The 20,516-nt window shown below is 33.2% G+C and carries 15 protein-coding genes; all 15 read right to left on the reverse strand.

Annotation, left to right across the window (positions count from 1 at the left end; genetic code table 11):
• Positions 1–189: 189 nt before the first annotated feature.
• Positions 190–1,959, reverse strand: a complete 1,770-nt coding sequence (locus tag C1Y58_RS06705; RefSeq protein ID WP_105615245.1) for a flagellin N-terminal helical domain-containing protein — start codon at positions 1,957–1,959, stop codon at positions 190–192.
• Positions 1,960–2,240: 281 nt separating this feature from the next.
• On the reverse strand, positions 2,241–3,104 hold the full coding sequence (locus C1Y58_RS06710) for an aldose 1-epimerase family protein (protein WP_105615246.1): 864 nt from the start codon (positions 3,102–3,104) through the stop codon (positions 2,241–2,243).
• Positions 3,105–3,203: 99 nt separating this feature from the next.
• Positions 3,204–3,959: an IclR family transcriptional regulator gene (locus C1Y58_RS06715; RefSeq protein WP_105615247.1), complete on the reverse strand. Its 756-nt coding sequence runs from the start codon at positions 3,957–3,959 to the stop codon at positions 3,204–3,206.
• A gap of 229 nt (positions 3,960–4,188) precedes the next feature.
• Positions 4,189–4,980 carry a 6-phosphogluconolactonase gene (locus tag C1Y58_RS06720; RefSeq protein ID WP_105615248.1) on the reverse strand — a complete coding sequence of 264 codons (792 nt, stop codon included), beginning with the start codon at positions 4,978–4,980 and terminating at the stop codon, positions 4,189–4,191.
• A gap of 94 nt (positions 4,981–5,074) precedes the next feature.
• On the reverse strand, positions 5,075–6,901 hold the full coding sequence (locus C1Y58_RS06725) for a family 20 glycosylhydrolase (RefSeq protein ID WP_105615249.1): 1,827 nt from the start codon (positions 6,899–6,901) through the stop codon (positions 5,075–5,077).
• 4 nt (positions 6,902–6,905) lie between these two features.
• Positions 6,906–7,994 carry a glycoside hydrolase family 88/105 protein gene (locus C1Y58_RS06730; protein ID WP_157949990.1) on the reverse strand — a complete coding sequence of 363 codons (1,089 nt, stop codon included), beginning with the start codon at positions 7,992–7,994 and terminating at the stop codon, positions 6,906–6,908.
• Between the two features lie 205 nt (positions 7,995–8,199).
• Positions 8,200–9,873 (reverse strand): extracellular solute-binding protein, encoded by a 1,674-nt coding sequence (locus C1Y58_RS06735; protein WP_105615251.1) that lies wholly within the window; start codon positions 9,871–9,873, stop codon positions 8,200–8,202.
• 195 nt (positions 9,874–10,068) lie between these two features.
• The gene (locus C1Y58_RS06740; RefSeq protein ID WP_105615252.1) at positions 10,069–10,956 is read right to left on the reverse strand and encodes a carbohydrate ABC transporter permease; all 888 of its coding nucleotides are present in this window, start codon (positions 10,954–10,956) and stop codon (positions 10,069–10,071) included.
• Between the two features lie 11 nt (positions 10,957–10,967).
• Positions 10,968–12,470 carry an ABC transporter permease gene (locus C1Y58_RS06745; RefSeq protein WP_105615253.1) on the reverse strand — a complete coding sequence of 501 codons (1,503 nt, stop codon included), beginning with the start codon at positions 12,468–12,470 and terminating at the stop codon, positions 10,968–10,970.
• A 38-nt stretch (positions 12,471–12,508) separates the two neighbouring features.
• A complete protein-coding gene (locus C1Y58_RS06750) occupies positions 12,509–13,633 on the reverse strand; it encodes an oligogalacturonate lyase family protein (protein WP_105615254.1) in 1,125 nt (374 codons plus the stop codon).
• Complete coding sequence (locus C1Y58_RS06755; protein WP_207655720.1) at positions 13,633–14,397, reverse strand: 6-phosphogluconolactonase; 765 nt, start codon at positions 14,395–14,397, stop codon at positions 13,633–13,635. The genes C1Y58_RS06750 and C1Y58_RS06755 overlap by 1 nt, the downstream gene beginning before the upstream one ends.
• Positions 14,398–14,773: 376 nt before the next feature.
• Positions 14,774–15,625 (reverse strand): hypothetical protein, encoded by an 852-nt coding sequence (locus C1Y58_RS06760; RefSeq protein ID WP_105615256.1) that lies wholly within the window; start codon positions 15,623–15,625, stop codon positions 14,774–14,776.
• 412 nt (positions 15,626–16,037) lie between these two features.
• Positions 16,038–16,178 carry a hypothetical protein gene (locus tag C1Y58_RS26700; protein ID WP_170311540.1) on the reverse strand — a complete coding sequence of 47 codons (141 nt, stop codon included), beginning with the start codon at positions 16,176–16,178 and terminating at the stop codon, positions 16,038–16,040.
• A gap of 142 nt (positions 16,179–16,320) precedes the next feature.
• Positions 16,321–17,190, reverse strand: coding sequence for an ADP-ribosylglycohydrolase family protein (locus tag C1Y58_RS06765; RefSeq protein WP_105615257.1), 870 nt, complete (start codon positions 17,188–17,190; stop codon positions 16,321–16,323).
• A 122-nt stretch (positions 17,191–17,312) separates the two neighbouring features.
• Entirely contained in the window at positions 17,313–20,501 is a 3,189-nt protein-coding gene (gene pulA / locus C1Y58_RS06770; RefSeq protein WP_105615258.1) for a type I pullulanase, read from the reverse strand.
• Between the last annotated feature and the right edge of the window lie 15 nt (positions 20,502–20,516).

Consider the following 20,516-nt stretch of genomic DNA (forward strand, 5'->3'; position numbering starts at 1 on the left):
CTCCATAAGATTTATAATTATTTTTCATGTTTTAATAATACTACTAATTAGTACTATTGTCAAGCGTATTAAAAAATCTAAGAATATCATCTTCTTAGACTTTAATTTACTTAATTTCTTTTTTACTATAGTTTCTTTTTTTTAGCTCTATAATAAAACCTCCGAGAAATCCTTAATTTCTTTGGAGGTTTAACGTAATAATGATAGGATACCCTCTGGCGTTGCATTAGCTTGAGCTAATATCGCTTGTGAGGCTTCAATTAATATATCATTCTTAACTTTTTCAACTAACCCTTTTGCTATATCCAAATCAGAGATTCTGGATTCAGAAGCTGAGAGATTTTCAGAATAATTCTCAACGTTATTCAATGAATGTTCTAAACGATTCTGATAAGCTCCATACTTGGAGCGCTCACTTGAAACTTTATTAATGGCTTCGTTTAATAACTCGATAGCTAACTGTGCTGAATCTTGAGTACTTACGTTAACATCACTGATCCCAATGCTCTCTGCTCTAGCATCCGATAAATTCATATTGATATGATCCCCACTATTTGCTCCTACTTGAAAAGTACACACTTCTGTACTCACTAAACTGTCTAACCCAAGATTACCAACAAATAATCTTGACTCAGTTGTGCTTATTCGAGGACTTATAAGTAGTTTTTCACTATCTTCACTCCATTGAATTTTTATGTGTATAACTGACCCGTCTGTAATATCCGTACTTGCAACAGGTACTTCAGTTTGCTGTGTACCATCACTATTCATTACGAATACTTTCCACTTGTTATTAGCACTATCAAATGCACTATAAGCTATTTGAGTGCCATCTGGTGAATAAACAGGTTTCTCCTTTTCAAGAGAATCATTCGTCAATTGTTGAAGGTTACTTCCATCCACATTGATTGAGTAAATATTATCATCACTAGAAGCAAAAATCACTTTACTGCTATCTGGGGAAAATGAAGCGCCTTCACTTATTCCGCCCAGTCCCAGTTCAACTTGGTTACTTCCATCAAGATTCATGGTATAAATCCGTTGAGTTGCTGTATTCTCATATAGTATTTTAGTTCCATCTGGAGAAAATCCAGCCATGAAATCAGAGCCACCAGAATTTGTTAATTGCTCTACACCAGATCCATCAACATTTTTTCTATAAATATCAGATCCACTTTGATAATAGACTTTACCATCAGGCGAAAAAGGATTATAGTTCAAGAGGGTTTTAGTCGCATTATACTGACCCATTACATTAGGCATATTAGCATCTATTTCGTAAAATTCTCCTGTTGACTCAGCAGTATATATCTTTGTCCCATCATCAGAGAATTTAGCATCTGTAAAGGTTATCCCGACTGGTGTAAGTTTACCTAAATCTGATCCATCTTTATTCATACGCCAGAGGGGTCCAGATCCTCCATCTTCTAATAATATAATTTTATCACCATTAGGTGACTGCATGAATTCGGCAAAATCTACACCATCTGTTGAAATTTTAGCCTCACTATAATTAATATTTAAAGGTACATTCTTATCCGTAGGTGCTAATAATTTCTTCCCATTGAATTCAGTATTATCAGCTATATTATCAATACTCTCTTTCAATTGATCAATTTCAGCTTGTATTTTAAGTCGATCATCACCAGTTAAAGTCCCGTTTGAGGCTTGGATAGCTAGTTCTCGCATACGTTGGAGGGGCGGTGTTAGGATATTAGCCAATCCCCCTTCTGCTGTTTGAATCAATGAAACACCATCACTTATATTGCGTTGAGCTTGACGCAGTCCTCTAATCTGAGCTCTCATTTTTTCACGTATAGCTAGTCCTGCAGCGTCATCTGATGCAGAATTAATACGCAATCCTGTTGAAAGGCTTTCTAGGATGTCTGCTCTTTTATTATCTTTTTTTCTTACTCCATTCCATGCATTTAAAGCCGGTAAATTATTATTTATAACCATAACAAACTACCTTTCAGATTAACAGTCCATATATACTTAAACAAGTAATGCCACTACCATGACATTAAATGTATAGAGAAACACCATTATTAGTAAATTAAACTCTACTTGTAACTCTCTATAATAATATCGGAATTTAGCCTAAATAAATTAATATATTCCATGTAATAAATTAATATTCTTTAATTGTTTAACATGGATAGATTTGCTACATAAAGGTTTTAAAGATAAAATGTAAAAAAATCTAAGTATATCATCTTAGATTTTTTGATATAAAAACTCTACTTTAAAATTTCAATCTTATAATTACATTTAAACGTTTTACTAACGTCTAAGTACTGAATTCCTTTTTTATCCTCTAAACGATTTGTTGAATCTATAGCATCTGCTATCCCATACCAAGGTTCAATGCAAATAAATTGAGCATTAGGAGTCCATATCCCCACATAAGGAAAACCTTCAAAGGATATTTTTACTTTATCCTCCCTATTTTCATCACATATTGTAATAGAGTTTAGTTCTAAACTATCGAATATAAGAGCATCATGCGTAAAAAGATCATCATGTAAAGGAAGTCGCTTGGAGTTGGTTACTATTAATCTTTTACCTTCTTCTCTCAACCCACTTTCTGTGTTGATTATATAACTCTGCAATGTTTCATTTTTTTCAAACTCTAGATACTTATCGCCTTCACTTATATTACAATTGAATGCTGGATGAGCACCAATTGAGAAGTACATTCCCTTATCTCCTTTGTTTACTACCTCATAACTGATATCAAGTTCCTTATCATTTATTCGATATGTGACAAATAGTTCAAATAGATATGGATATTTCTTAAGTGTTAGTTCACTATATAAAAGCCTATATTTTAGTGCGTCTTCCTTCTTCTCAACTAGCTGAAAATCCATATCTCTAGCAAATCCATGTCTACCCATCTCATAAGTCTCATTATCTTTATTGTACTTATTATCTTTTAAACATCCTACAATAGGAAATAATATTGGTGCGTGTTTTCCCCAATACTGTGGATCGGCTTGCCATAAATATTCTTTATTTTCCTCAATAGACTTCAAACTACAGAGCTCAGCACCATGATTTTTAACAGATATACTTATATACTCGTTCTGAATTGTATGAATCATATGTCCTCCTTCTATGATATTCTTATAGCGTTTAGCAGAATTTATGAAATGTTTTGGAAATTGAGTTGCACATAGGAGAGGTACTTATAAACAATAATATCAAGCTTTTACCTGACTATTTAATATTTCAGATATTGTATCAGCCACTTCTTTCACTGTCTTTGCTTCAAGTTCCAAATCTTGAGATTCTGAATAAATCCCACTTAACTCAATAGCAGTTGGTATACTATCATTTTTAGTATAGATTGGTGCAGCAACGGAGGATAAAAAATCATGATACTCACGAATTTCCATCCCATAACCCAACTTCTTAATCTTAGCCAATTCCCCATTTAAATCATATGGATTTGTAATAGTATTCTCAGTAAACTTTGTAAATTCTATATCATTTATTACCTCTTCACATAAATCATAGTTAGCCAATAAGGTTTTACCAATGCTGGTTGCATGCAAGGGACCCTCTACCCCGATATTGGGTAGGTTCACTATATTATTTTTAGGTTCATACTTAAAGGTATAAACAAAGCAAGTCTTGTTCATTTTACCAATGTAAACCGTTTTATTGAATCTTTCAGCCAGTTCTATCAAATAAGGCTCAGCCACTGCCACAAGATTATTTGATTTTACATATTTATTACCTATTTTAAAGGCTTTAATACCAATCTTATATTTCTTAACTTCTGTAATAGTCTCCTCAAACATCCCTAAAGCGAGTAATGTACCTGAAATATCATAAGCACTTGATTTTGGTATATCCATAATTTTACTTATTTCAGTTAAGGTAATACCATCTGGATGGTTTGCTACTAACTCAAGCATTTCAATACATCTGAATGTAGAACGATGTAACTTCATAACCAGCTCTCCTTTCCAACTTCCAACAAATAGACCACTATTCTTTCTTCATAAGAAAATAAGTAATCAATTCTATAAATATTATAGTATATTTTTCTTATTGATTCAACGAACACTCTCTTAAACACTAAACCCTGCATGATCATAATTTAAAAAATAACCTTTCATTGATAAGGAGTCATCTTTTAGTATGACTCCTTATAGCACTCAACATAAAGATATGCTTGACCTAAATTTCGTTTAATATTTCTTTTGAAGAGTCTTTATCTAAAAATAGTTTAACACTCCTATGTCTACGTAAAATACTAGCAGGATTAGTATTGATTACATCTCCTAGTAATGTTTCCTTAACTGCATCTTTCTTATGCTTTTGCGGTACCGCTAAAAAGATGTGCTTTGCTGAAACAATTGCAGGTACCGTCATGGTCATTGCAACTTTTGGTACAAAATCCTCACACTTAAAAATACCATCTTTTTCTGAGGCTTGATTAATGGATTTCTGATCAAGATTAATTTTTTTAACTTTATAAGGATCGTTAAAATCTGATACATGCGGTTCATTGTATGCTAAATGTCCATTTTGACCTATTCCTATAACAGCTATATCAAGAGGATATTGTTCAAGTAAATTAGCATAACGCTGGCATTCAGCCTCCACATCTGTTACATTACTTCTCATAGTAAATATATTATTAAAGGATGCTTTTGAGAATATATGCTTATAAGCAAAGTTAACAATTCTTTCCGGAGCATCATCTGGTAACCCGATGTACTCATCAAGATGGAAGGCATTCACTTTATGCCATGGTACATCAGCAAACGTAAATAATATTTCATAGACTGCATAATGAGAAGCCGCTGGTGCAAAAACAATATTTATCTCTTCTTTTTCTTCACCTAATCCTTTAATCATCTCTGTTATTGCTTTTGCATCTGCTTCTGCCATAGATTTTTCATCTTCATAAATAAAAACTTCTATCTGATCAACCTTTGCTTGCTTTATTAGCTTTTCTTGTAACATAAGTTCACTCCTTATATAATTAGGGGTTATTATACGCCAGAACTATTATTAGGATCTAACTACTAATACTGTAAGAATCCCTATTACTTATAAATCATTGCACAACAGTGGCATGGGCGATATTTTTATAAAATGCTTTTATTTTCTTATATTCCAAACCATTATTAATCTCATCTAATTCAGGAATTCTAGGGCGAATCCCTTTTAGGTACTCATTAACATAAAGTATAGCCTCATGGTATCTACTTATCATTCCTCCATAACGGACTTGCATAACATCAAAACCATAGGTCTTAAAGTTTTTCATCCAAATCCTTCTATGGCAGATAGCTAAATCTTTGGTTAAGGAAATGAGTACTTTATAATACTCAAGGTTATCTTTAAATAAACTTTCATCCTCTTTGTAGGCTGTAATAAGGCTTGTTCTAGCAAGTATTTTATACTTACATATGTTACATACGATACTTGCGTACTTATAGGTATCGTGTTTTGATTCGTGCTTCGATAAATACTTCTCTAAATCTTGGTAGTGTTGTAGGGCTTTGTACCAAACATCCTTATCCTTCCTTAACTCATTGTTATAACCTATGCCAAGAATGGGATCGTCAAAATATAGATTGGGTAGTTGGAATGCCTTATAATTAACATCAGATAACCTTTCCATGATGTGATAATCATATTTGAATAAGTAGTTGAATTTTTCTTTATTAATTTGATCTTTACAGTATATCTTTTCTGCTAAATAATATAATCCCAAAGAATAACTAGCTGGGTCACAATAAGCACCATCATCTCCCCAAATAGCCAACATGAGCTCTTGAATAGGATACTGACAAACTGTTTCATAGACTGCATCTAAATGAGCAGCAGATTTATTGTGATCATAATGAGTCGTAAAATAGGTGTATAAACCAGAAACTAGTATTGTTTTGCGCTTTAATTTTTCATGCAGTTTTAGATTGAGAATTAATTGTTCACTATCAACTTCATCATAATTCCAAAAACCTAAAGTTATGTCTTCAATACTATCAATAAACTCTGGTTTAAAGGTGACAGTATCTGGCTCATAATAGCTATGATTAGAGGAATTCATCTTAATAAACATATCGCTCCAAAGATAAGTTTCTTTATAACCATGTTGATTAGCAATTTCTTTAACCTTCTTTATGTGGCGCAAGAATAATTCTTTCTTGCCTTGAAAACCAAACTTATCAATATATTTTCCTCTCCCTAGACTATGAACCTCGTCCATTCCTAGTGCTATTACTTTCGAATCAAAGACCTCACTCATTGTTTGTAGCATAAGGTCTATTAATTGATAGGTCTCTTCATTATCTACCATCAGATTCGCAATCCCATCTTGCACTTGTGAAAAATATTTCCAATGAAATAACTGCTGTAAATGTCCTAATGTCTGAATACACCCAACCAATTCTATACCTAATAACTTTCCAAAATCATTAAGTTCTCTAAGTTCTTTTTTTGTATATTTGCCACGTAGGTATCCAAAAGCAGGTACTTCACTAATTTCATACATATCTTCGGTATATAGCATAAGCCTAGAGTACCCCATTAAACTTAACTTAACCATGAACTCCTTTAAAGCCTTTACAGTAGTAACCGCATTTCTTGAATTATCTAACATGCAAGTAAGTTGAGGTACCAGAGATTTTTCTATATAATCTGGAGTAACCAACCTACCAAATAGTAAAATCAAACACCCACGCATTGCATATTGCATACTCTCATATGTTATTGAGAGTACTTCTTTCTTTTGAAGCCTTAAACCTTCTCCGCCTTTTATAAAAACCACATTTTCTTTGCCTTCTGGTACATGATGAACATCAAAATAATCACCTAATATCTTTAAAGCACCATATAGTTCTTTTGGTGTACTGACTTTATTCCATCTTATATACATAATCTCACCTATGATTTAATGCTTCTGTTAATACCATCATTCCAAGCCCTTGTGCGTAGGCTCTAGTATGTAATTCTTTATCCTTGTAGAAATTTAATGACACTGCCCCTAAAGCAGTCCCATCGCTAGCTAGTTCTAGTTTCCCCGTTTCCATATTTATGTTATCATAGATACCTTGTAAACCAGCAATCGCCATTTCTCTATAAGAATCATCTAAGAGATTTAATCTCATGGCCATTAATGTGCCATAGGTAATTCCAGCAGTACCTGTTGTCTCTAAGTAGGAATCTTCGTGATCCAGCAATGTATGCCAAAGACCAGTTTCTTTATCTTGTAACTGTTCTAGGGTTTTTGTCTGAGCATTTAAAGTTTCTTGTAAAAATAGTCTTACTGCTCCATTTATTTGTGTTATTTTTAAGAATTCTGGGATTCCAGATGTTATCCAAGCATTTCCTCTAGCCCATAAAGCTTCTGTATAAGCATGATGACCATTAAAAGTCCATACATGATACCATAAACCTGTTTTTCTATCTGCTAAATACTTTGTATGTATCAAAAACTGACGTGCAGCCTCTTGAACATAATCTTCTCTATTTAAAAGAACCCCTGCTTTTGCTAAAAACAATACGGTCATGAATAATGTATCATCCCATAATTGCTGATCATTGAAAGAAGGCGTTCCTTCTTTTCCGCAAACATGCTGAAAACCAGCTTCCTTGGTTCTGGTTAGTTCCTCCATTACCCAGTGCGCCCAATCTTCTATTAATGAAAGATATTCGGCTTTCTTATTGATTTCGTATATACTAGTAACTGTCAACATAGGACATACTGTATTGATGTGTCGCATATCTGGTTGCCCTTCTTCTAATCTTCTTTGAATCCAACCTTCCATGAAGTTTAAAATTTCTTCATCCATTGTCACTTCATATAATTTGAATATGCCATAGAGTCCCACACCTTGTCTCCAGTTCCAAACTGAAAACTGAAGATCCGCTTTCCAATGTTCTTCACCAGCTAAAATTTTTCTTTCACTTTCTTTTAAAGCTTCATATAATTTATAACATTTTAATAAAATCTCTTCTCTAGTCAACATAATCATCTACTGATAAGGGTATCAGCATCCTCCTTTAACTATGAGTTTTGCTTTAAAAATCAATGCTTCATCTAATCTAACTTCTATGGTTCTGTGTGGCTTAGTAAGAGGCATACAAAGTATTACTAAACTTAATTCTTTGAATGCCTCAAAAATATACTTCATACTTTTTTCTATCTAAGAATTATGAATCAACTCAATCAAGTTAACGGGTTGGTGGTGTATGTATATCAAAATCCTTTGGCTCTAAACCATAGGATTCTTTATATGCCTCCCACGCTTTAATTGCCAGTTCTTCTACATTTTCATATCCAAGTGCGTAAATTCTTTCTACAAACGCATCATAATCTTTCTCAATGGTACTTTTACCTGTTAAGATTCCTATTATAAGGGTATCAATTTCTAATCTTATCTGAGACATAAGCTCTGTATATTCTGCTAACTCATGGGTATCTAAAGTATTGATACCTGTTCTAAACCAATTAGTGTCATTTAATACTCTCGTATAAGGATTATTGATTTCTCTAACTGCTGCTAATGCAGGATCAACTTCTCCTCCACTTATAATTGTATCTCCAGTTAGTCCAAATTCTGAGGTACGTATAAACATTGGTGTGAAAACTTCTGGTGTAGAAAACTCTTCCTTAAGTTTTTTATCCCCATCAATGATTTCATAGGTCTCACCCTCAACCCCAAAGTTCTTAAGTTCAATTCCCTCTTCAGTGAACCAAAAATCTAAAAACTTGATGGCTGTAACAGGATCTTGTGCAGTACTTGTAATAGCTAACCCTCTTTTTGCAAAAGGTTCATCATTTGTTGACCATACCCAACCTGCAGCTGGTTCCCATGCAGTTAACTCAAAGCCATCTACATAATACACTTTATTTCCAGCATCATCCATAGAATAACCATAGTTTAACACGGATTCACTTGATGTATAAGTCATTCCACCTAAGCTACCTTCAGCAGACCATAATTGTTCTCTCTTATTTTTTAAATCACTCTTTGTACCACCTGGTAAATCAGGATCTATGTAACCAGCCTCTACCCATCTACGTAATAGAGTTAACCCATCTTTAAATTCTTCCTGAAATGCTCCAAACTGAACATCTCCATTAGAATCATAATAAAATAAATAGTGCGCTCCTACTAAACCTAGAATATTAGGTCCTGCAATATGACTTTTTGAATCTAAGTCTCGTCGATCAAAGAAACAAACTCGATTTGGATCTACTGACTTCCAATAAGCAAAAACCTCTTCTAATTCTTCTAATGTTATAGGCATCCATCCGTCTTGCTTATTATTTGCCTCTCTATACTCTTTCATCCAATCTTCTCTAATTAAGAAAACATCACTAGTTGAAGATTCATCAACATTATAGGAAGGTATATTATAAATTTTTCCATCTTTCCAAGTTGCTTGGGTTTTTGCTTCTGGGTTTGCATCAAAGTAAGCTTTGATATTTGGTGCATGTTCATTAATTAAATCTGTTAAGTCTACTAACATCCCAGTCTCAATATACGTTTCCATTGCAAATGCGTTTGTCAATGCAATTGCGTCTGGAATGTCACCAGCTGCAATTGATGTATCTAATTTTGAGTATTCTGCCGTATTACCTGAATGCGCTATTATTTCTATGCCTGTTACTTCTTGAGCTTTTTGTAAAACATAAACCAATTCGCCATTATCGTCTGTCATTGAAGGTAAGAATATGCTAACAGATTTTGTACCCTCTTCAACCTTTACATTTTCACTTTGGTCTTGATTAGCATTTTCATTGTCAGTTGTTACTTTCGTTGTGTCTTTTTCATCTGAACATCCTGTGATTGCTGATACCAATAGTATTGCTACTAAGAATGAAATAAGAACTTTTTTCATATAAATCTTCTCCTTCTCATATTCATATTTAGATAGGCGTTTGTTATACGCCATAACCCGTATAAATACGGGATATTCTCTGCATTACTTTAAACCTAAAAAATACGATCAGTAGTAGAACAGTCTGTTTATCATTTCAATAAAGGCTTTGTTTCATTTATTAATTTATATTTAGGTCCTAATAAAATAGATATCTTACCCCTTCACAGAGCCAACCATTACCCCCTTCTGAAAATATTTTTGCACAAATGGATATAGTATCATCATAGGTATCATAGCAACAACAATAGTTGCATATATGAATGAATCTTGTGATACAGCAGTATTTTCTGTTATAACAACTTCAAAAGCCCCATCTACCTCTAAGTCAACAACCCATTTTTTTAATAATACTTGTAAAGGTTGCTTACTTGTATCATCAATAACTACCATAGGCCAAAAATAAGAATTCCATCCTTCAACTAAGTAAAAAATTGCGACCGTTAATAATGCCGATACAGATAGTGGAAGATGAATTTTGGTTAATATTTTCCATGAGTTAGCCCCATCAATGGTAGCAGCTTCTTCCAATTCTTTTGGGATTGAGTCAAAAAATGACTTTAGAATAATGATATTAAATACGTCTACATTCATTCCTATAATAGGAGCCCATCTAGAATTTATAAGTCCTAAATCAACATAATTTAGATACGTAGGTATTACCCCAGCCTTTAACCACATATTTATAATAAAAAACCATAACCAGAACATATAAGCTTTTGGCTTTCTAGATAAGAAATAAGCAGCAGGTATAGTTAGGGACATCCCAAATAATGTACCTAGAAATGTATACATTAATGAGTTTTTTATGGCACTATTAAACACCGGTGTACTAAATAACTGTTCAAATGAAGCAAAGGTTATTTCTTTTGGGAATAACCAGATCTGATCTTGTGCAATCATATATGGACTACTTAGAGAGTTGCTTAATACATAAATTATTGGATATAAAAATATGATCGAAAAAACACTCAATATTATTATGTTTAAAATATTTAAAGCTCTTTCATCCTTACTCATAGCTTTCTTGTTACTCTTCTTCATGTTAATCCCCCCTACCACAAACTATTACCTGTTTTCTTAGCTATTTTATTTGCCATGGTTACCATTATAATCGATACAACAGTATTAAATAAGCCTACAGCCGTTGCATAACTGTATTGAGGAACAGGTGAATCAATAGTTAATGATAATACAAAAGTAGATAAAACCTCTAAAGATTCTGCATTTTGAGTATTTCTTAGTAAGTATAATCTTTCATGACCTACATTTAAAATTCGACCAATTCTAAGAATTAGCATTATTATAATTGTTGGAGTAATAGCTGGTATAGTTACATTCCAAATCTTCTGTAGTTTACTGGCTCCATCAATGCTTGCTGCTTCATATAAATTAGGATCTATTCCTGATAAAGCTGCAATGTAAATAAGTGCAGAATACCCTGTGTTTTGGTATAATCCTACGGCAAAATACACTGCCATAGACCATAATGGATCAAGTAAAAAATAAGTTCGTTCCATACCTAACCAAGTAGTAATATTATTTATTATCCCTTGATAACGAAAGAAATTAACAAATATCCCTACAACTACAACTGTAGAAATAAAATAAGGAATAAATGAAACTGTTTGAAAAAATTTCTTTGACTTTAGGTTTCTTAATTCATTTAACATTAGAGCAAAGATAATAGAAGTTGGAAATATGAATACAATACCATAGAAATTAAGTACCAAAGTATTAATCATAACTTCTTTGAACTTAGCATGTGTTATAAACTTCAAAAAATGATCAAAACCCACCCAAGTACTTTTGGCTATGCCCAAAAATGGATGATAATCTTGAAAGGCGATTACAAGTCCTAATTTAGGCTTATATAAGAACAATATCATCCAAATAAAAACCGGTACAAACATCAAGTATAAAACCCAGTCTTTTGATAACTCTTTCTTCCAATCCGCTAGATGGTTTATACACCAGTTTTTAAATGACGATTTACTACGTTTTCGCCATTTATTCTTTTCCAATCGTCTGTCTTTTTTGAATGTATCAGCCTTTACTCGCATATTTTCAGAGTTTGCAATAAATATATGTTTGGTTAATTGCCATAGAAAATACGAAGATACTATTATTAACGAAGTCGATATGACCCATAGATTCAACTCACTCATATCCCCCAAATAAAAGAAGAGAAAAATTAAACTCGTAATAAATGAAATAACTACTACAGAAGTATATATTAATCCTTTCATATTAAATGTCCTATCAAGGGGTAGATGATTTCTTTTGCGAGCAAAATACGCTTTTACTGTTTGAAATAAGTTCAATACGCAAATACATAATATTAACAGAGTTATGGCAACGGTAAAAAATTGACTCGGTATCGTTAGCCATACAAATACAAACCCAATACTAGCAAAAAAAAGCTTGACGTTATTGCTTTGCAGCTTCTCATCAGAGAAATTGGATTTTAAACACTCCAAGTTATATAATTCAACTATTTCTCTATTATGATCTCTTGTAATATTATCTAAGGTTTGTCTATATGCTTGTCTTGTCACAAGTACACCTCCACATCTCTTTCTAGTATCATGTTCCCTTATTTACTCTCTAAATCAATAATATATACATTAGCATATTCCTTACCTTTTCCTTGATCAGTAACAAAGCATATATATCGACCATCTTTGCTGATGGATGGATGCGGATGTACTTCATTGCATGTCATAGAAGAGTTATGTGTATAAATAGGTCGAGGTGTACAAGTCATATGCTCGTCATTAAACTCCAATATACTAATCTTATTCCTCCCATCTGCGATAACCTTATCTCCATTAGGGGTTCTAGTACTATGACCAGGTGCATACCCTTTTGGACAAATCCATTCTCTATCATTCGTACCGTCAGCACTCATAATTCCATATGTATCTCGAATTTTCTTAAATTTATTACTTTCCATAACAAAGAACTTACCATGATAGGCAATTTGACTTCCATCATTGGTAAAATATTCATGTGTACGATGTTCATTAGGTTTTTCTTCTCCTAACGGCCCACCCTTCGTTCCATAAATATTGGTTCCCCAAACTCTATGATGGGTTGGCCAATACCCCCATGCACAATAAGTTAAGTACTCTGGATCAGTTGGACTACATTGGATATGATCAACCTTATAATTTGCATATAACACATCACTTTGCTTTAATGTCTCGATGTCTATTTTAAGAATTCTCCACATTTTTTCCTTTATTAATTCACCATCATTATTTCTAAATTTATGTATGTATTCATGCTCCGCAAGAACATACTTTCCATCACATGTAATTGCAATACTAGGACCTAACCCTTCAATCTCTTTACTAATGTCATCAAGTTTTAAAATGACTTTATACTCTAAAGTATCAATATTTACGCTAAAAATTTTCTTATCTGTTCGGCAATATAGAATATTGGTACACCTATCTAGATAACTTAATGTTGTGTGTATATTGGGTTCATCTGTTAATTGAATATACTCGCCTGTGATAAAGTTCAGCTTATACAGATTATCACATTCATTTATATTACTACTTATAATGAGATGTTCTCCATCATCCAAAAACGGGTTACTAGTAAAATACAATGTCCTATTCAACCCTGTATCTAAGGGACGAATTAAAGTATATCCATATTCCTCATCCAGAAAAACTTTTACCTCGGATGTATAACTATCACCAACCCCCATTATTTGCCACCTCCAAATGAACTTTTATCCAAATAGAGTGTACTATTATCGAACCTTCGTAAAATTGTAGATGGGCAAGATTCATCTATAGAATCATTAAGCGTTCGATAAACTGCTGATGCCTTTTGAGCTCCTGGCACAACGCAAAAAACTTTCCCCACATTCATTAAGAATGGTATTGTTAATGTAAGTGCATGGCTGGGAACTTCTTCAATTTCATTAAATGCCCCATCATGAACTTGTTGCATCTTACAGACGTGATCTAACTCAACCACTTTTAATACAGCCTTATCATTAAAATCTGCAACTGGGGGATCATTAAAAGCTAGATGACCATTTTCACCAATTCCACAGATAACCACATCTATTTCTTTTTCTTTTATTTTAATTTCATAGTTTGTTATTTGTTGTTCCAAAGGTATTCTTTCATCATCACAAAGAAGATTAACTTCTTTAAAACTTAAAGCATTAAATATATGTTTATTCAGAAAATTACCAAATCTTTGTTGAGCAGTGATAGGCAATGTATGATACTCATCCATATGAAAAGCAACTACCTTACTCCAATCTACTTTATCCGTTTCTTTTAATACCTTTAATACATCTAATTGACTCACTGCAGCTGCAAATATTACCCTTGCCTCACCCTTCATTTCAATAACTTGGTTCAATGTGAGAATTAGATCCTCTGCTACTTTAGTTCCCATCTGAAGTCGATTATTATATACTTCAACATTCAATTTGTCTACTTTAAACTGTGTCATGTACGTTAATGCCTCCATTCTAATTAGCAATAAAAGTGTTATTTATATGTTTAGCATATTATTATTTCGAACACTTTATATTAATTAAACGTATATACGAACAGGTTGCTTGTTACCATTATACAATGTTATTCCTAATATTTCAAGTTTTTTGTACAGAATTATGTGAATTTTTGTGTTAATTTATTATCATTATCTCTTTTGCTATCTTTTATAATCCATAGTATAAAAAATCTTGTTTATCAGTACCACTTAGAGAGTTTTGATACTCTACAAATAGCTTAAATGAAAAAACATAGAACGTAAAAACCCCATCAATTCATATACTCAATTGATGGAGTAAATATTTTTATAGTAAACCTATCACAGTATTCTTTTAATCTTTCATGATTTCTGTCTTGTTAAAACTAGAACGTCCTTTAATTTGTGGTGGGCGGCGATCCAATGCTGCAAGCGCAATCTCTATATCCTCACTCGCCTCATCAGGTGTTAAGCAACCAACTGTAACCATATCACATGGTCGAATAGTATTGTAAGAAAAAGTTAAACCTACGAAGGGACTTACACGTCCTGCTGCCATAGATTTAATAGTCATAACTGGTTTCTTAGCGTTCCAAATTACTTTATGTATATATTCAATTTCTACCTGCATTAAAAATCCCATGCAATTATAAATTTGAATGTAAGTCTCAACATCGTAATCATTTAAATCAGAATAAACGATTAGCTCAGGCATATGACAAGAGAGTCCTGGTATCATATCATACTTTCGTATCATCTTTAAATAATCTGGCAATCTATCTATTGTTTTTTTATTCCTGTTAACTAATTTTTCTACAGATGAATGGTGTGGTAGGCAGAAAGTAGCTCCAATCTCTTTACTAAGGGCAATTCTTTTCTCTGCTTCTTTGCGTGATGCATCATCATCGTTTATATTTATCGCTGGGGTATCAATAATTATTATTTTCTTGCCTGTTTGATTCTCAGCTTCTTTAATCGCCTGCTGCATAAGGGGATTTTTTCCAATGCCCCCCATTATTGCATTAATATCATAACGTAGAAATACTTTTAATATTTCTACAATTTTTTCTACTGTTCCATTTTGCTCCTTTATATGATTATCTGCAGCTACACTCGTGTGACTATACCCAACAATCCAATTGGTACCAATAATCATCCTTGGTAATGAAACACCACCTACATCAGTACGTGGAAACATATTTTTCATGACATATCCTCCTTGTTATTTGATAAAGCAACTAGCCCTTCAAATGAACCAATGTATCATTTGCCACTCTAGTCTCCATTTTCAGTCAATAATATAGCTTACCTCTCTTCACATAAAAAGCAACTTATATCAATTCAAAGTATCGTTATTTCGAATTGATTAGTTTTATTTTCGTATATACGAACAACTAACTTATTCCCATTATATAATGTCGTACCTATAAATGCAAGAATTATTGTTTAAAATTATCTAATTTACAATTCTTATTAGTTCATTTGCTTACTTTACTCATCTAATCTATAAACATATATGATACATACATTAATACCTATTTAAGTATTATAGTATAAATAATACTTGAATAGGTATTTTTCTATTTCTTCATTTACACTATCAATATCATATTCCATATTTATTTTTCATGTTTACTCTTGTGTATACCAATCTTTTTGCCATCTATAATACCTGCATCAGCGTTTTCTGAAGGATTTAATTTTCTTAATTCTGGATTACTTTTTTCTCGATCTCTCTTCCTATTCTTATTATTATTCATAAACAGATCTCCTTTGTTATATTATTGTAGTTAGTATCCATTAATTAATAAAAATTATTCTGTCATTAAAACTCAATTATTTTTTTACATATAATTTTCAATTATATATCACCAAATAAGGTTATTTAAGTAGCATTAAAAATTATGATAAGCTATTTATCTCACTAATATCATTCATATCGCTCATCCAAGTTTGTGGCAGTTGGTCGTATCCCATGTGAGCACCTAAAATCATGCCTAGTACCATTCCTCTTGCAGCTGAATCACCACCAGCATAAAGATTTTTGAGAATGGCTTGGTGGTAATCATCTTTATATTTGAGCACTAGATATAAAACAGCTTTGAAAGCGAAACGACTACTACAGCTTTGTCCAACTGACCTAATGTATTCAACTGGATCATCCTTAATATGTTTCTCAACTACATCAATAGTGTTCTTAATATCAGAACTGCATTCACCATATAGCAATCTAATTCCTTCCAAAGGATTTTTACCATCTAGTATACGTTGTATGAGTTTGACTATAAATAGTGATTTCTCAACCAACTCTTCATTGTTATGAGTCATCCTAAGATTTGACTTAACAAATTGAAGTAAATCTTTATCATTATGATATTTGTAAATGATAGGTGCTAAACGTGCAAATCCTCCTAATTCATCAGAGTCTGACCCACAATCAGAATTTGTTAATAATTCGATGCTTGCTTTGGTTGCGTGATCTTTATACCCTTTGTAGTTCTTCATATATTCAAGCCATTCTTTTTTAAATACCATTTGATTATAACCATCCATGTCTTTGATAGACTTTAAAAGCATGAGCGCTTGATCACCATAATGAGTGAAGTCACCTTTTAGTTTACCAACATGATAGCTGTTACAAGGCGGAGTTGTTATGCCAGCTATGTTTCCAAATTCACTTCTAATGAGATCTGTATCATAAATCCAATGAGGTCCTAATGCCATGGCGTCACCAAGAAATGATCCGTAAAGTAAACCTTTTAATTTATCCATAAGATTTCACCTCTTTTAAATTTTAATATCTTCTATGCTCATTATTATATCATAATAATTTCTGGATAATGCAATCCCCTGCTATCAACACCTATACGTTCGTATTGATAGCAGGGGATTATTTATTTTTTAAATCGCTTGTATCCAGTAAATATTCCTAATCCAACAACTACAATAAGTAAGATTACTGTAAGAATTCTTCCTACTTTAGAGCTGATATTTGTGTCTTCTACTTCTGGCTGTTCTATTTTGGAATCAGCTTCTACCGAGACCTCTATCTTCTCTTGAGACTTATCTATTGTATATAGGACTTCCTCAGCAGTTAAGACAAGCGCACTCCTCCCCTCAACAGTAGCCTTATTACCAGAAATTGTTTCCAGAACTTCGGTCCCTGCACTTTCTCCGTTAATATATACGTGCCAACCTCCATCAGGTATAGTAACTTCCTTTGATTCAGGATTGGCGTTAAATAGTGTAAGAATCGTACCTGCTTTATCTCCATTAGCATGATTGGTAATGAGGTAGCCTACCATGTTTTTATCCGGTAACCGAAGATCAGCGTAGTCCTCTCCCATTCCAAAGAATACAAGATTATTATTGATATCTTCAGTTGAAGTCATTCTTAAAGCAGGATGGGCTTTTCTAAATTCTATTAACCCTTTATAATAATTATAAACATCCATATACTCTGTTTTACGACTCCAGTCTAACTGATTAATCGCATCTGGTGATTTATAACTGTTTTCATCCCCATCTTTTGTTCTCAGCATCTCAGATCCAGCATGTATAAAAGGTATCCCTTGTGATGTTAAAACGATTGCATTACTTAATTTATCCATTTTAATTCTTTCTTCTTCACTGTCATTGGGATTAGTTTCAGCTAGTTTATCCCATAAAGTAAGATTATCATGGGCTGACACGTAATTAATGGATTGAGATGGTTCTAACGCCCATGGGCTATTAGAATAATTGACATTACTGTATCGAATTTGGTCATGTTGTGTGGCAGCTACGATACCGAACTTTACGCTTTCTTCCATACCATCTAGACCATTTGCAAACCCTGGTTCATCTTTTGAGAAAACATGACCTTTTATACCATCTCTCATATCATCATTGAATGCAGCAACACCATGTACTTGGTTAATATTCTTTTTAAGTGCACTTTCACCCTCTAATAAAGGAGTTGCACCACCAGTCCAGCCTTCTCCATAGATGATAATAGTTGGATCAACCTTGTCAAGTGCCTCTCTAATCGCATTCATTGTCTCAATATCATGTAAACCCATTAAGTCAAATCTAAAACCATCAACATGATATTCTGTTGCCCAATACACCACTGAATCAACGATCATTTTTCGTACCATTGCACGATCAGATGCTGTTTCATTACCACAACCTGAACCATTTGAGAATTTACCATTAACTAAACGGTAATAGTAATCTGGCACTAACTTATTTAAGTTAGAATCTGCTGTTGCTCCAGTATGGTTATAAACAACATCCATGACCACGCGTAAATCATTTTCATGTAAAGTTTTGACCATTTCTTTATATTCTTTAATTCTAGTTGTACCAGAGTATGGATCCGTGGAATATGACCCCTCAGGTACATTATAGTTTTCAGGATCATAGCCCCAGTTGAAATTATTATCATCTAACTTTGCTTCATCAATACTTCTATAATCAAATGAAGGTAAGAGGTGTACATGAGTCACTCCTAGATCTTTGATGTGATCTAACCCTGTTGATAAACCTTCCGCATTAGTTGTTCCTGCTTCTTTTAATCCTAAGAATTTTCCTTTATTTTCAATACCTGAGTCTTCATCCATGGAAAGATCTCGAATATGTAACTCATAGATGATTGCATCCGTGAAATTATTCATAACCGGTTTTGTATCTTGTTCCCAACCATCTGGGTCCGTTAATGATAAGTCAATAACCATTCCTCTTTTACCATTAACTCCAACTGCCTTAGCATAGGGATCTACACCTTCATTAATCTTATCTTGTACTTCTACTTCATAGGTATAGAATGTTCCGCTTAAATCACCATCTCCTTTTGCAACCCAAGTTCCATTGATGTCTTTTGTCATATCAATCCCTCTATATACTTCTCCTTGATCCCCATCTTTGTATAATAGAACTCTTGCAGAACTTGCAGTTGGTGCCCATAATCTAAATGTTGTGGATTCTTTTGAATAGAAAGCACCTAAATCATTCTCACCATAGAAAAATGCTTCTTCAAATTCCTCACTGCTATATAAACTTGCAAATGAAATGCTCATTTCCTCATAACCCCCTTTAGCTATTTTATAGTTTTTACCAAGCTCAAGAGGTTCCTCAGTAATAACCGTTGCAGTAGTTACAAATTCTTCTGGAACGCTGCATGTCACATGTTTGATAGGTATATTCTTTCCATCATCAGAAACAATACTAAAACTTTCTTTACTATCAACTAACTTAAAAGGTACTGACACTTCAATATCCACTTTATCCAGCTGAGTTAATGAAGCACCTAAGAAGCGAGGAGATAAATCAATATCCTCTTGGTCATAATACAAAGTTGAATCACCTTGAAGAATATAGAGGTCTAGGATACCATCATCTCCAACCTTTGATATCTCCATGTACCTGTCTTCATCTATATCTTTAGCTTCCCATTCATTCATACGAACAATAACGCCAATTCCTGATACCCCCTTGGTATTTGGCACCTCGACTTCAGCTATTTTTCCAAATTCATCTTCATCATTAAACTGGTATGCTGAACCTTCCCCACCTTCTGGCCATAGCCATAGATTCCAACCTTCATAGTTATTATCATAACGACGATAATGCACTCTTAAATTAGTGGAATCTTCTGTATTCACTTCTGGACTTTCATCAGCGGAAACGGTTGCACTCGATGCATAAAAAAATGAGTATCCTTCTGGAGCCTCGTATAAAACATCTTCTTTTCCACTATAAATCCAAATCTCAGCGACTTCATTTTTTATATCCACAAATCGGTCTTCTGAGACATCTTTATCCCAATCATCAGTACGAACAATGAAACCAAACTGTTCAGCTGTCATCTGGTGATTAACGACTGCTACTTTACCAAAATCATCTTCATACTGAAACTCAAAAACTTCACCTTCTCCACCGGTAGGCCATATCCATAAATTCCAATCATCGTAGTCCCTATCATCTCTTTGATAGTGAACAATTAACGTTGATTCTGCTGCATTAACATTGATAGTGATTGGTACAGAAAATGCACTTATCAAAAGTATAAATGCTAGGCAAATTGACAGAACTTTTTTCATAAACCTTTCCTCCCT

Origin of the sequence: Vallitalea okinawensis, from assembly GCF_002964605.1 — a bacterium.
Taxonomy (GTDB): domain Bacteria; phylum Bacillota; class Clostridia; order Lachnospirales; family PQDH01; genus Vallitalea_A; species Vallitalea_A okinawensis.

What these genes read in the sequence shown, in the direction of transcription:
- C1Y58_RS06705 (WP_105615245.1), bottom strand. Translation starts at nt 1,959, where the DNA reads ATGGTTATAAATAATAATTTACCGGCTTTAAATGCATGGAATGGAGTA.
- C1Y58_RS06710 (WP_105615246.1), bottom strand. Translation starts at nt 3,104, where the DNA reads ATGATTCATACAATTCAGAACGAGTATATAAGTATATCTGTTAAAAAT.
- C1Y58_RS06715 (WP_105615247.1), bottom strand. Translation starts at nt 3,959, where the DNA reads ATGAAGTTACATCGTTCTACATTCAGATGTATTGAAATGCTTGAGTTA.
- C1Y58_RS06720 (WP_105615248.1), bottom strand. Translation starts at nt 4,980, where the DNA reads ATGTTACAAGAAAAGCTAATAAAGCAAGCAAAGGTTGATCAGATAGAA.
- C1Y58_RS06725 (WP_105615249.1), bottom strand. Translation starts at nt 6,901, where the DNA reads ATGTATATAAGATGGAATAAAGTCAGTACACCAAAAGAACTATATGGT.
- C1Y58_RS06730 (WP_157949990.1), bottom strand. Translation starts at nt 7,994, where the DNA reads ATGTTGACTAGAGAAGAGATTTTATTAAAATGTTATAAATTATATGAA.
- C1Y58_RS06735 (WP_105615251.1), bottom strand. Translation starts at nt 9,873, where the DNA reads ATGAAAAAAGTTCTTATTTCATTCTTAGTAGCAATACTATTGGTATCA.
- C1Y58_RS06740 (WP_105615252.1), bottom strand. Translation starts at nt 10,956, where the DNA reads ATGAAGAAGAGTAACAAGAAAGCTATGAGTAAGGATGAAAGAGCTTTA.
- C1Y58_RS06750 (WP_105615254.1), bottom strand. Translation starts at nt 13,633, where the DNA reads ATGGGGGTTGGTGATAGTTATACATCCGAGGTAAAAGTTTTTCTGGAT.
- C1Y58_RS06755 (WP_207655720.1), bottom strand. Translation starts at nt 14,397, where the DNA reads ATGACACAGTTTAAAGTAGACAAATTGAATGTTGAAGTATATAATAAT.
- C1Y58_RS06760 (WP_105615256.1), bottom strand. Translation starts at nt 15,625, where the DNA reads ATGAAAAATATGTTTCCACGTACTGATGTAGGTGGTGTTTCATTACCA.
- C1Y58_RS26700 (WP_170311540.1), bottom strand. Translation starts at nt 16,178, where the DNA reads ATGAATAATAATAAGAATAGGAAGAGAGATCGAGAAAAAAGTAATCCA.
- C1Y58_RS06765 (WP_105615257.1), bottom strand. Translation starts at nt 17,190, where the DNA reads ATGGATAAATTAAAAGGTTTACTTTACGGATCATTTCTTGGTGACGCC.
- pulA (WP_105615258.1), bottom strand. Translation starts at nt 20,501, where the DNA reads ATGAAAAAAGTTCTGTCAATTTGCCTAGCATTTATACTTTTGATAAGT.